This is a genomic window from Pacificibacter maritimus (assembly GCF_003814915.1).
Lineage (GTDB): Bacteria > Pseudomonadota > Alphaproteobacteria > Rhodobacterales > Rhodobacteraceae > Celeribacter > Celeribacter maritimus.
In genome coordinates, this window is the sequence record NZ_RKQK01000006.1 from 33204 (window position 1) to 45488 (window position 12285).

Annotated in this window: 12 protein-coding genes; 9 read left to right on the plus strand and 3 right to left on the minus strand. The window is 51.9% G+C overall.

Features of this window, described 5'->3' with window-relative positions; genetic code table 11:
• Positions 1-73 precede the first annotated feature (73 nt).
• Genes EDD53_RS14455 through EDD53_RS14480 form a run of 6 tightly spaced genes read left to right on the plus strand, consistent with a single transcriptional unit; the run spans position 74 to position 6090 of the window.
• Positions 74-1603, plus strand: a complete 1530-nt coding sequence (locus EDD53_RS14455) for an amidase (protein WP_123794276.1) — start codon at positions 74-76, stop codon at positions 1601-1603.
• An 11-nt stretch (positions 1604-1614) separates the two neighbouring features.
• Positions 1615-2898, plus strand: coding sequence for a TRAP transporter large permease (locus tag EDD53_RS14460; protein ID WP_123794277.1), 1284 nt, complete (start codon positions 1615-1617; stop codon positions 2896-2898).
• A gap of 18 nt (positions 2899-2916) precedes the next feature.
• A complete protein-coding gene (locus EDD53_RS14465; protein ID WP_123794278.1) occupies positions 2917-3891 on the plus strand; it encodes a TRAP transporter substrate-binding protein in 975 nt (324 codons plus the stop codon).
• A 58-nt stretch (positions 3892-3949) separates the two neighbouring features.
• Positions 3950-4477, plus strand: a complete 528-nt coding sequence (locus EDD53_RS14470; RefSeq protein WP_123794279.1) for a TRAP transporter small permease — start codon at positions 3950-3952, stop codon at positions 4475-4477.
• A 33-nt stretch (positions 4478-4510) separates the two neighbouring features.
• A complete protein-coding gene (locus tag EDD53_RS14475) occupies positions 4511-5740 on the plus strand; it encodes an NAD(P)/FAD-dependent oxidoreductase (RefSeq protein ID WP_123794280.1) in 1230 nt (409 codons plus the stop codon).
• 17 nt (positions 5741-5757) lie between these two features.
• Positions 5758-6090, plus strand: a complete 333-nt coding sequence (locus EDD53_RS14480) for a RidA family protein (protein ID WP_123794281.1) — start codon at positions 5758-5760, stop codon at positions 6088-6090.
• 41 nt (positions 6091-6131) lie between these two features.
• On the opposite strand, the gene EDD53_RS14485 is transcribed toward EDD53_RS14480, so the two are convergent.
• Together EDD53_RS14485 and EDD53_RS14490 are read right to left on the minus strand one after the other, a co-directional pair.
• On the minus strand, positions 6132-7283 hold the full coding sequence (locus EDD53_RS14485; RefSeq protein WP_123794282.1) for a CaiB/BaiF CoA transferase family protein: 1152 nt from the start codon (positions 7281-7283) through the stop codon (positions 6132-6134).
• On the minus strand, positions 7280-8479 hold the full coding sequence (locus EDD53_RS14490; protein ID WP_123794283.1) for an acyl-CoA dehydrogenase: 1200 nt from the start codon (positions 8477-8479) through the stop codon (positions 7280-7282). Before EDD53_RS14490 ends, EDD53_RS14485 begins: the two co-directional genes overlap by 4 nt.
• Before the next feature lie 138 nt (positions 8480-8617).
• Here EDD53_RS14490 and EDD53_RS14495 point away from each other — a divergent pair, with 138 nt between their 5' ends.
• Positions 8618-9478, plus strand: a complete 861-nt coding sequence (locus tag EDD53_RS14495; RefSeq protein WP_246002425.1) for a LysR family transcriptional regulator — start codon at positions 8618-8620, stop codon at positions 9476-9478.
• Position 9479: 1 nt separating this feature from the next.
• Here the strand turns inward: EDD53_RS14495 and EDD53_RS14500 are convergent, their stop codons facing one another.
• Positions 9480-10151: an FCD domain-containing protein gene (locus EDD53_RS14500; RefSeq protein WP_123794285.1), complete on the minus strand. Its 672-nt coding sequence runs from the start codon at positions 10149-10151 to the stop codon at positions 9480-9482.
• Positions 10152-10330: 179 nt separating this feature from the next.
• Here EDD53_RS14500 and EDD53_RS14505 point away from each other — a divergent pair, with 179 nt between their 5' ends.
• On the plus strand, positions 10331-11179 hold the full coding sequence (locus EDD53_RS14505; protein ID WP_123794286.1) for a fumarylacetoacetate hydrolase family protein: 849 nt from the start codon (positions 10331-10333) through the stop codon (positions 11177-11179).
• Between the two features lie 111 nt (positions 11180-11290).
• Entirely contained in the window at positions 11291-12193 is a 903-nt protein-coding gene (locus EDD53_RS14510; RefSeq protein ID WP_123794287.1) for a VOC family protein, read from the plus strand.
• The last annotated feature ends 92 nt before the right edge of the window (positions 12194-12285 follow it).

A 12285-nucleotide genomic window follows, 5' to 3' on the forward strand; every position in this document is an offset into this window, starting at 1 on the left:
CCAACTGAAATTTTTGGTTGTTTGGGAGGACACCGTCTATGTTTAAAATGACCTTCAATGGGGTGGCGCAGCTATGACCGCGTCAGAGCTTGTCGCGCTGCCAGCAAAAGAAGTGTTGAAGCGTTTTAAACAGAAAACCCTGACGCCAAGTGATTATCTCACCGCTTGCTTGTCTCACATCGAACAGGTCAATCCGCAGATTAATGCGCTGACGGCGATGGATTCTGATGCTGCGGTTAAGGCAGCCGAACTGGCAACCATGCGCTATGCAAAAGGCCAGCCAATAGGGCCGCTTGATGGTTTGCCGATTGGCGTAAAAGATCTGCAAGACACCAAAGGCCTGCTCACAACCCACGGCAGTCAACGCGGACGCGCTTATGTGCCTGACGCAGATATGCCGCTGGTTGCACGATTGCGCGCAGCTGGTGCTATTGTTTTGGCCAAAACCAATGTGCCCGAAATGGGGGCAGGGGGGAACAGCCGCAACCCTGTGTGGGGGGCAACGGCGAACCCGTTCGACGCAAATAAACTGGCAGGCGGATCTTCTGGCGGGTCGGCAGCGGCTTTGGCTGCAAACCTATTGCCGATGTGTACGGGGTCCGACACAGGAGGATCATTGCGTTTGCCTGCTGCCCTTTGCGGCGTTCCAGGATATCGCCCCTCTGTTGATGTGATCGCGCATCCGACCCGTCCTGTTGGCTGGTCGGGTATTTCTGTGCTTGGCCCAATGGTGCGCACGATTGATGATTTATTGTTGATGCTTGATATTTGCCAAAACGCAGATGCCAATGATCCTTTGTCTATTCCAGCGAAAGCGGGTCGTTTTGGGGACATTACGCCCCGCGATCTAAGCGGTCTGCGTGTGGGATATAGCGAAGATTTTGGCGGCGCTGCGGTTGATCAAGGTATTCGAGAGACCTTTAAGGCCCGTGTGGCGCATCTTGCCCCACATGTGAAAGCCTGTGTTGCAGTTGATATGAACTTGGGCGACATGGACCGCGTGTTTGACATTTTGCGCGCTGAAAGTTTTGTCGCGGCCTTTGACAAGGGCGTGCAAGACACACCTGAAGACTTTGGTCCGCATATCATTGAGAATGTAGAATTGGGCCAAACATTCAGCTTGGCTGATCGCGCTTGGGCGCATCTGGAACAGACCCGCATCTTGCGCAAATTTAATGCGCTGATGACAGAGTTTGATGTGATTTTGATGCCAACCGTGCCTGTGTCACCGTTTGAATGGACCACATCGCATCCTGAAATGATCGACGGAACCAAGATGGATATCTATTACCGTTGGTTGGCTTTAACTTATCGTGGGTCATTGATGGGCGGGCCATCGATCACGCTTCCAGCGGGGCGGGATCACCACGATATGCCCTTTGGTTTGCAACTGTTAGGCGCTGTACGTGGGGATGAGGCGCTTTTGTCGATCGCAAAATCTGTTGAGACTTTGTTTGCGGCCAGCCCAGAAACTGCGCGACCTGTACCTGATTTGCAAAACATTCCGCCGACCCAAACGGATTTGCGCGCCTTTGTCACGCACCCCCCGATTTTCAAAACCGATCAAGGCGATGAGTCCTTGGCCCTTAGTACCGCTGTATAGAAAGACTTCCCATGTGGTTCATTCCAATCGTTTTTGTGGTCCTTTTGATCAGCGGCACGGCCTTTGCCTATTTGATGGGGGCAGTGTCTGTTGTGACATTTATCGCAGTCGACAAAACGCAATTCCTGTCGATCTTGCCGCAACGGATTTTTGCACAGCTTGATGTGTTTTCTTTCATGGCGATGCCTTTGTTTATTCTAACGGCTGAAATCATGAGTCGCGCTGGTGTCACCCGCAGCCTGATTGATTTTGCCATGTCGTTGGTTGGCAGGTTTAAGGGCGGTTTGGGCCATGTAAATATTCTGACCAGTGTGTTTTTTGCGGGTATTTCTGGATCTGCGGTTGCCGATAGTGCGGCTTTGTCGCGGACCTTTGTGCCTGAAATGAAAGCACGAGGCTATGACCCCTATTATGCGGGTGCGATCACTGCGGCATCTTCGATGATCGGGCCGATCATTCCGCCATCGATTATTATGATTTTGTACGGTGGTTTAACGGGCGCCTCTGTCGCGGCTTTGTTTGTGGCGGGCGTTGTGCCGGGCATCATTTTGGCTGTCGCTTTGTTGGCGTTGAATGCGTTGATCGCCCATTTAAAAGGCCATCCTGGTGGCGCGGCCTATGATGTACCAAAGTTCATTCCTAGCCTGTTGCGCGCAGCCCCAGCATTATGTTTGCCCGTGGTGATTTTGGGATCATTGGTGTTTGGCCTTGCGACGCCAACCGAAGGGTCAGCTATCGCCGTTTTGGTCGCTTTGATTGCGGGTCAATATTACACAGGGATCAGTCGCGCGATGATTTATGACGCGCTTGAAGCTACAGCGCGCATGACGGGCACGATCTTTATTATTTTGGCGGCGATTTCTGTGTTGGGCTATTTGGCGGGTCAAATGGGGTGGTCACAGGCCTTGGCAGATTGGGTTGCAGCCTTTGGTCTTACAGGGCCAAAATATCTGTTTTTCCTTGTCGGCGTCTTTTTGATCGCAGGTATGTTTATGGACACGCCTGTGGCTTTGACGCTGTTGATCCCGCTGTTTGCACCCCAAGCCTTAGAACAAGGTATCAGCCCGATCCATCTTGGCATTGTGCTGTGTTTCAACCTTTGTGTGGGCTTGATCACGCCGCCTTTGGGTAAGTGTTTGGTCGTGGTATCAGCGATGACCAACCTAAACTATTGGCGCTTGGCCTATACGGTTATGCCGTTTATTATCGTTCAAATTCTGGTGCTTATGGCGCTTGTCTACTGGCCTGATCTTAGTCTCGCATTGCCGCGACTGTTCGGCTTTTCTGTGAATTAAATTTAAGGGAGGACTAACATGAAACTTAAAGCACTCACACTGGCCGCACTTGTTGCAATGGCCACATCCGCATCCGCCGAGGTTAAAATCGCCTTGGACAGCGCCCCTGATCTTGAGGCATCTGGGTCTTACAACTGGGCCAATGCCTTTGGCACGGCCTTGATCGAAGGCGGCATGGATGTGCGCGAATTGCCACGCGGCGCGATTGGCAATGAAGCTGAAAAATTCGACCAACTGTCGACAGGCCTTTTGGAAGTGTCTTTGTCAGATGTGCGTGCGATCGCACAGGTTGATCCATTTATCTATGGTGTTCGCTTGCCGTATATCTTTGATGACATCGCACATATGGATCGTGCCTTGGCTGCTGGGAATGTGTTCGAACGCATCAATGAAAACTTGGCCAAACAAGATGTAATGCTTTTGGCCTTGGCCCCGCTTGGGCCATCATCTGGCGTGATCACAACCAAGCAAGCCGTGCGTAGCCCTGCTGATATGTCTGACCTGCGGATGCGCGCCTTGGATGATGCGCAGATCGCAATGTACGAAGCTTGGGGGTCTGCGGGCACAATCGTGCCGTGGAGCGAAGTCCCCGCAGGGCTGCAAACAGGCGTGATCGACGGTTACCTGAATTCGCCGTTCATCCCTGTGACATTCGGTCAAACCGATTTTGTTAAAAACTTCGCAGATGCGCGCGTTATTTGGCCATTGCGTGCGGTCTTGGTGTCAAAGCTTTGGTACGATGATCTATCCGATGAAGAGCGCGCGACAGTCGATGCAGCCGTGGTCACCGCCGATGCGGCGACACGCGCATGGCTGGCATCAGCATCTGAAAAAGGTTTGACGTCTTTGGAAGAAAATGGTGTCACAGTTCAACGCCTAACAGATGAAGAACGCGTTGTCTTCCGCGAGGCGTCCAAGCCTGTGTACGAGTCAGACCTAATGCCTGCTGAAGATGTAAAAATCTGGACAGACCTGTCCGAAGGCAACCGCTAAAAACCATTGTGGCGGGCCAAATATCTGGCCCGCTCTTTTTGCCGAAAGAGACCTAATCATGCGTAATTTGATCTTAAATGTGAGCAACGGCATTCACAGTGTCACGCGCCAGATCGCGGTCTTTGCTGTCGCCTTGATGTTCGTAACGGTGATGATTCAAATCGTGGCGCGCTACGTGTTTTCTCAACCGCCCGTTTGGACCGAAGACGTGGCACGCTATGCGATGGTCTGGACAGGTCTTCTGGGGGCGACCCTATCGTTTAAATCGCGGTCTGATGCAACTTTGATGGATAGCGTTTTTCCCGCGCGACCCCACTTTATGGGGTTGGTTTCAGAAATTATTCAAAGCACAGCGATTTTGACCTTTATCCTGCCTGTGGTTTACTTTTGTTTCATGGGGCTGCGAGGCGGATTTGCCAAGGGCTATTTGGCACGCCAATCAGGGCTGACAGCAGATACTTTAGGTATTCCAATGGTGTGGATTTCTGTCTCTGTCCCTATCGCAATGATCATCATTTTGATCCATTTGGCCGCGCGTTGGGCTGGCGATGCTGGCGATAGCCAACAGGGCGCGCAGCTTGACTGATCAGGCATATTCTGACGCTTTAGGGTCTAAGCCATGACTGAGCTGGCGATCTTTGGCGCGGGGTTTCTGGGTGTATCAACCGCCATAGCGCTGCGGATGCGCGGCGCGCAGGTTGTGTTGATCGACAAATCAGACTTGGGCGCGGGCGCGAGTTTTGGCAATGCGGGCATCATTCAATCCGAAGCCTTGTCGCCCTTTCCCATGCCGCGCGATCTACCTACAATTTTACGCACAGTCTTGGGTTTGAATCCAAATGTGTCTCTACGGTTTCCGTCTGTGATGAAGTCTTCACAGGCTTTGGCGCAGTATTATTTTGCCTCGACTGATGCGGGTGTTGCGCATGCTTCGAAAACCTATGCAGGTTTAATTCGTCAAGCGACCCAAGCGCATTTGGACTTGGCAAAACTTTCTGGCGCGTCTGAACTGTTTCACACGGGTGGCTATCGTATGCGGTTCACATCGCATGATGATTTCAATGCCTACAGTGAGGCCCACGCACAAATCGCGCAGGATCACGATTTACCCTATCGGATTTTATCGTCATCCGAGTTTGCAAAGGCAGAGACAGGGATCACTGACGCGGGGGTAGGGGCCTTTGAATGGTCTGGCCCCTTGCGCGTGGCCAAGCCGCAAGAGTTGTTGCAAAGCTATTTTGATTATTTCAAATCGATCGGCGGCGAAATGGCGCGTGGCGATGCTTGTGATCTGCAGCCTAGGGGGCAAGGTTGGCGTGTTCCGACAAGCACGGGTATTATGGATGTTTCGAAAGTAGTCATCGCCACAGGGGCGCAAACGCCAGAGGTTTTGCGTGGCCTTGATCTATCGGTGCCGATGATTGCCAAGCGCGGGTATCACGCTGTCGTGCAAGGGGGCGCTGCCCTGTCAGTGCCATTGCTGGATGTTGAACAAGGCGTTGTGTTGTCACCACAAGGTGCTGATATTCGGATACATACGGGGGCTGAACTTGGTGGGGCGGGCCCGCGTAAAAATAGCCCGCAACTGCGCCGTGCGCTTAAAGTGGCGCAGCGTTTGTTTGGCGTTGATCCAAATCCTGTTTCAACATGGAGCGGCGCGCGGCCCTGTATGCCAGATATGCTGCCTGTGATGGGGGCATCAACCAAGCACAATGGCCTGTGGTACAACTTTGGTCATGGGCACCAAGGGCTAACACTTGGGCCAGTTTCGGGTCGCATGATCGCCGAGGCACTGTTGGAAGACTTGCCTTTGCCGACCAGCCTGAGCCCTGCAAGATTTTCCATTTAACACAGTAAGGAAACGCGATGCCTCATTTGACTCCCGCATACCGCGATGGCGAAACTTTGTATTTGTCTGGCGCGCTTGGGTTCGGTTCTGATGGCCAGATCTCTGGCGACATTACCGAACAAACGCAAAAGACTTTGGAAAACCTAGAAGCCGTTTTGAAAGACAATGGCGTGGACCGCAACAGCGTGATGCGCTGTGGTGTATACCTGACAGACACTGCGAATTTCGCGGCTTTTGATGCGGCATATGCTGCGTTTTTTGGCGATCACTTGCCTGCGAGATCCACCATCATTTGCGGGCTGGCGCTCGACACTGCGCTGATCGAAATTGATGTGATTGCCAAGGGCTAAAACAACGAGAGGCGCGGTTTCAAAATATCGCGCCTCTCGTTTTATTCTGATTTGCCTGCCCCCAAACAGGGCGCAGCGGAATCGTGTTTTAGGGTGCTGCGCGAAAATTTGATCGGGCTGCGCAGGCCTGGCAGCCCATCAGGCTGAATTTTCAACCCGCGTGCTTCGATCTGTGGTTCGGCCAAAGCTTCTGCGACTGAATTGATTGGCCCTACGGGAACCCCCGCTTTTTCAAGCAGCGCAATGGCATCCGCTTTGGTATAGCGCGTGGTGATTTTGGTGAGCTCAGCACAAAGGGCATCACGATGTTCGACACGGGCTTCATTGGTTTGATACCGTGGATCTTGCGCCAGATCCGCACGATCAAGGGCACGGCACAGCATGTCAAATTGTCGATCATTGCCGCAAGCGATAATGAAATGCCCGTCAGAACTGGGAAAGACCTGATAGGGCACGATAGAGGGATGGGCATTGCCCATGCGGGTTGGTTGTGTGCCAGTCAATAAATGCGCTGAGGCCTGATTGGCCAAAACGCCGACACCACAATCGAGCAAAGACATATCGATATGCTGACCCAAACCTGACTGCGCGCGGTCATGCAAAGCGGCCTGAATGCCGATGACGCCGTAAAGCCCAGTGAAAACATCGATCCAAGCAACGCCCACTTTTTGCGGATCACCATCAGGTGCGCCTGTAAGGTCCATGATGCCACTCATGCCTTGGATCAGAAAATCATAGCCAGGTTGATGTGCGCGCGGACCTGTTTGGCCGAACCCCGTGACCGAAGCATAGATCAATTTCGGATTGTCCTTGGCCAGCGTTTCATAGTCTAACCCATATTTTTTCAATCCGCCGACTTTGAAATTTTCGATCAAAACATCGGCTTCTGAAATCAATGCTTTCAAGTTTTGCAGTGCTTTAGGGTCTGAAAAATTACAAACCTGTGATGACTTTCCCCGATTGGCGGCATGAAAATATGTCGAGACAGTTTCAACTGATCGATCATCGCATGTGCGGTCAAAAAACGGCGGGCCCCACCTGCGGGTATCATCGCCCTCGGGGGCTTCGATTTTGATCACCTCGGCCCCAAGATCGGCCAGCGTCTGCCCGATCCAAGGCCCAGCTAGAATGCGCGCAAGTTCGATAACTTTGATGCCTTCAAGCGGGGGGCGTGTCCTTGCAGCCTGCGTCATACAAAGGCCTGCTCGCCAGTAATAGCGCGCCCCAAAATTAAGGCATGCACATCATGGGTGCCCTCATAGGTGTTCACGGTTTCCAAATTTTGCGCATGGCGCATCACGTGGTAACTGTTTTGAATGCCATTACCGCCGTGCATGTCACGGGCTTGGCGGGCGATGTCTAAGGCTTTGCCAGCATTGTTGCGCTTGATCATCGAAATCATTTCAGGCGCGAGATTGTTCTGATCCATCAACTGGCCAACTCTGAGTGAGGCTTGCAATCCCAATGTGATCTCGGTCTGCATATCTGCCAGCTTTTTTTGGTAAAGCTGTGTGGCGGCAAGTGGTCGGTTGAATTGATGGCGCGCCAATCCGTAATCGCGTGCCCTAAAGAAACAGTCCTCAGCCGCGCCCAAAACACCCCAAGAAATGCCAAAACGCGCCGCGTTCAAGCAGCCGAATGGCCCACTCAAACCTTGAGTATTGGGCAGCAAGGCATCTTCGCCAACTTCGACATTCTGCATGATAATCTCACCCGTGATCGATGCACGCAGGGATAGTTTGCCGTCAATTTTCGGAGTGCTAAGCCCTGTCATGCCGCGCTCTAAAATAAAGCCACGGATTTTGCCGTTATGAGCATCGGACTTGGCCCAGATGATAAAGACATCCGCAATCGGGCTGTTGGAAATCCACGTTTTGGCGCCATTGATCACATAGCCGTTTTCGGTTTTTGTCGCAGTTGTTTGCAGACTGCCCGGGTCTGATCCCGCTTCGGGTTCTGTTAATCCAAAACAGCCGATGGTTTTGCCTGCGATCAGGTTGGGTAAGAATTTCTGTTTTTGCGCTTCTGACCCGTAGCTGTAAATCGGATGGATCACCAAAGACGATTGCACAGACATCATGGACCTATAGCCGCTGTCGACACGTTCTATTTCACGTGCGACCAATCCGTAGCTGACATATGATGCCCCTGCGCCGCCATATGTGTCGGGCACTGTGATGCCCAGTAATCCGCTTTCGCCCATTTCGCGAAAGATTTCTGGATCGGTCTTTTCGTTTAAATAAGCGTCTTCGATCCGTGGTTGCAGTTTATCAGCTGCATAGGCTGCGGCGGTGTCGCGGATCATTTGTTCTTCTGGCGAAAGTTGCGCATCCAGAAAAAACGGATCTTGCCAGTTGAATTCAGCTTTGGACGCTTGCGGTTTGGTCATGGTTTCAGTCCCTTTTGGGGTGATAATATATGATGTTACATTGATTTTATCTCTGTTTCAGGCAAATAAAACCGACTAAACTGCATCTATACATTCTGAAATGGAATAGTCATGCGCCCCAGACGTTTTTTGCCATCGATGAAATTACTGCTCGCTTTTGATGCTGTGATGCGCCACGGGTCGATCACGCGTGCAGCACAGGAATTGGATCTGACACAAAGCGCAGTCAGCCGTTTGATTTTGAGTTTGGAAAAGCAGCTTGGTAAGGATTTATTTCAGCGCACAGGGCGTAAGCTGGTGCCAAATACCATCGCCCATCGGTATCAAAATGATGTGGCGCGGGCCTTGGATATTGTGCAGCGCTCCAGCATGGGGGTGGTTGCAAATCCAGACGGCGGCACATTGTCTTTGGCGGTCTTGCCCACTTTTGCCTCGCGTTGGTTGGGGCCGCGTTTGGCGGAATTTCTGAAAACGCGCCCTGGTATCGCGGTGAACCTATCCACGCGTTTGCAGAAATTCGATTTCGCGGATGAGGCCTTTGATGCTGCGATTTTATTTGGCCCAAGCGATTGGGATGAGGTGCATGCGGTGAAGCTGTTTGATGAAAAGCTGACAGCCTGCGCCGCCCCCGATTATTTGCGTCAATTTGCAGTGCGCGGCGTTCAAGATTTGGCCAATCATTCTCTGTTGCATCTGGAAAGTCGCCCAACGGCGTGGCGCGATTGGATGGGGGCGCAGGGTGACGTGGATGTGGATCATCAAGGAATGATTGTCGATCAGTTTTCTATGATGATCCAAGCTGCGATTTCGGGTTTGGGCATCGCGCTTTTGCCAGATTACTTAGCTCAAATAGAAATATCGGAAGGTCGCCTCGCCCCTGTGTTACGCCAAGCTGTGCCTGTGTCTGGGGCCTATTGGTTGATCTGGCCCGAAGGCCGTGTGCAAGACCAAGCCTTGGCTGCGTTTCGTGACTGGATTTGTGGCCAAGGGGGTGGGTGATCTAGGGCTTGGGCGTGAGTTTTTGGATCGCATGTTGAGCGGTGTCGCGGATATGTGCTTCAAGCAGATATTTGGCTTTTGGCACATCGCGGGCAAGCACAGCATTTTTGATTTCTAGGTGTTCCGCAAGCTTAATTTGATCGCGCCCTGCCGTCGCCAGCTTGGTGATAAAACGGTAGCGATCCAACTGGTTGAACATAATAGAACGCAGACGCACCAGCCATTGACTGTTGCAAGCCGAAATCAGGGATTCGTGAAACTCGCGGTGGCGTTCGACCCATTCTTCGTGGCGTTCCATGCGTTTTTCCCACGGCAGGCTTTCGATCAGACTTAGGCGATGGTGGGCGGCAACAATCGTGCTTTCCCATTCGTCGTCACCCGTCTTGATTGCCTGTTCCAAAGCACGGGTTTCCAGTTCGAGATAAAGTTCAATAATCTCCGCAAGTTCGGTGGCAGAAACTGGGGCCACGCGAAACCCTTTGCCAGCGTCAACGGTGACGAAGCCTTCGGACAGTAACAATGTCAAAGCCTCGCGCAGCGTGCCGATACCGACTTCATATCGCTTGGTTAGTTCGGCGAATTTTAGGCGGCTTTCGGGTTCAAAAGCGCTGCTGACGATATCAAGGCGCAGGCGACTTGCGAGGTCACGATCGGTTTGAGATCTTTTGGTCATTCTTTCCTCGCACAGGGCTGGGCCTTTTTAGCTGGCTTTCTCTACAGCGTGTTCCGCAGAAGTTCAACTTATCTCGACAAGAATACCAGCCATATTGGAAATCTTGGATGGTTGATTACGGTGATGATACATGTATTATTTCGTAAATAAAGATATTTTCGAAAATAAAGAGGTGCGGCATGAAGTTTGTTTCATTCACGATCGATGGTGTTGCGATGTGGGGAACGGTGAAGGGTGATGTTATCACGGCTTTGGGACAAGCGGGCAGTGCGGTCCCCAGTTTGCGGTCTTACTTGGACTGTGATCCGCGGCCAAAATTATCAGAACTTGCCTGTGGCACATTTGCGCTGGGTGAGGTCTCTCTTTGTCCTGTGATTCCAAAATCGGATATGATTGCGCTTGCGGCTGTGAATTATCGCGAGGGAGATGTTAACCCAGAGTCTGCACCGCAATTCCCTGTTCTTTTTCTGCGCTTGTCGTCATCGCAAATTGGGCATGAAGCGCCACTTATTCAGCCGCGTGAGTCGCAAAAGCTTGATTTCGAAGGCGAGCTTGCGGTGATCATCGGCAAGGCAGGGCGTTATATTTCTAGGGAAAACGCTTATGATCATGTCGCAGGCTATGCAGTATATAATGATGCGAGTGTGCGCGATTGGCAAAAGCATTCACATCAATTCACAGCTGGAAAAAACTTCACGGGAACGGGGGCATTCGGCCCTTTTATGGTCACGCCTGATGCTGTGCCCGCGCTTGAGTCTGGGCTGGCGTTAACCACAAAAGTGAATGGCGAGATTAAGCAAAGCACCGATACGTCAAAGATGATTTTCGATGTTCCCTATCTTATCAACTACATCTCGACTTTTGCGCCGCTCGCCCCTGGGGATGTGATCGTAACAGGGACATGCACTGGATTTGGCATCACGCGGAACCCGCCCGAATTCTTGAGAATTGGGGATGTTGTAGAAGTGGAAATTGACGGCATCGGTCGGCTGCGCAACACAGTGCAAGCCGCGCCTGACAGCAATTAAGGGCCGTATATTTCGACAAAACTTTCAGCAATTAAATAAATTTTCGAAAATATTTGATTGATAGAAAATAATCTGCTACGCATGATGAAAGTCGGACTTTGGAGGGGAATGATGACATTTCTGGTAAATGACATCGGGCATATTCAATTGAATGTTGTGGATGTTGAAAGCTTCGTGGAAGAGGCAACGCAGATCTTAGGGCTGCGCGTCACACGCGCTGAAGCGGATCAAATGTGGCTGACAGCAGGAGGGCGCGATGTCGAAATCGTGTTGCACCGTGCCGATGAAAATTCGATGCGCTCTTTGGGGTTCGAGACGCCAGATGCTGACAGCGTAGCGTTGATCAAAGAACGGGTTGAGGCAACGGGCTGTAAAATTGTGAGCGACACGCCCAGCCTAGATGTTTGCGAAGCTGGCGTATCTTTCACAACACCCGAGGGCCATTTGTTTGAGGCGCATTCGCCGATCAAAGGTCACATCTATGGGGGGCGCGTCGCGCCGAAAGGTATCAACGCCATCGGTCTGGATCATGTAAATATCCTGTCGCCTGATCCCGTTGCGACACGCAACCAATTGGAAACAATCTTTGGTCTGCGCCTTTCAGAACGACTGGCCAATGACAATCTGTCTTGGATGCGCGGCGGCAATGGGTTGCACCATATTTTGGGTGTCGTGCGCGGCATCACGGGCCTGCATCACTATTCCTTCGAGATCGAAGAATTCACAGATTATAACCGTCTTGGTGATTTGCTGGACACCATAGATAAACAATATGTCTGGGGGCCTGGTCGGCACCGTCCGGGCGACAATAACTATGCGTATTATTTCGATACCTGTGGCGCGATCTGCGAGATTTCGCACGGCATGGCCAAGGTCACTGATGAGGCGCGGTTTGAGCCCAATGTCATCACCAATTTGAAACGCCCCGAAAATGTGCGCGACATGAATGTTTGGGGCACGCCTGCGCCAAAACCATGGTTAGAGCACGAGTTTCCGTGGGCCAAACACGGGTAGCATTCGCTCTTTCGCGTATGCCGTTTCCACCCTTTGGGAAGACTTGCAGATCATGGTGATCCGCACGGCCCAATGTGTTGGGCCAAGGCAAA

Excerpts from the sequence above, each read along its gene's own strand:
- EDD53_RS14485 (WP_123794282.1), bottom strand. The coding sequence starts at position 7,283 with ATGACGCAGGCTGCAAGGACACGCCCCCCGCTTGAAGGCATCAAAGTT.
- EDD53_RS14500 (WP_123794285.1), bottom strand. The coding sequence starts at position 10,151 with ATGACCAAAAGATCTCAAACCGATCGTGACCTCGCAAGTCGCCTGCGC.
- EDD53_RS14470 (WP_123794279.1), top strand. The coding sequence starts at position 3,950 with ATGCGTAATTTGATCTTAAATGTGAGCAACGGCATTCACAGTGTCACG.
- EDD53_RS14510 (WP_123794287.1), top strand. The coding sequence starts at position 11,291 with ATGACATTTCTGGTAAATGACATCGGGCATATTCAATTGAATGTTGTG.
- EDD53_RS14475 (WP_123794280.1), top strand. The coding sequence starts at position 4,511 with ATGACTGAGCTGGCGATCTTTGGCGCGGGGTTTCTGGGTGTATCAACC.
- EDD53_RS14490 (WP_123794283.1), bottom strand. The coding sequence starts at position 8,479 with ATGACCAAACCGCAAGCGTCCAAAGCTGAATTCAACTGGCAAGATCCG.
- EDD53_RS14480 (WP_123794281.1), top strand. The coding sequence starts at position 5,758 with ATGCCTCATTTGACTCCCGCATACCGCGATGGCGAAACTTTGTATTTG.
- EDD53_RS14495 (WP_246002425.1), top strand. The coding sequence starts at position 8,618 with ATGAAATTACTGCTCGCTTTTGATGCTGTGATGCGCCACGGGTCGATC.
- EDD53_RS14460 (WP_123794277.1), top strand. The coding sequence starts at position 1,615 with ATGTGGTTCATTCCAATCGTTTTTGTGGTCCTTTTGATCAGCGGCACG.
- EDD53_RS14455 (WP_123794276.1), top strand. The coding sequence starts at position 74 with ATGACCGCGTCAGAGCTTGTCGCGCTGCCAGCAAAAGAAGTGTTGAAG.
- EDD53_RS14505 (WP_123794286.1), top strand. The coding sequence starts at position 10,331 with ATGAAGTTTGTTTCATTCACGATCGATGGTGTTGCGATGTGGGGAACG.
- EDD53_RS14465 (WP_123794278.1), top strand. The coding sequence starts at position 2,917 with ATGAAACTTAAAGCACTCACACTGGCCGCACTTGTTGCAATGGCCACA.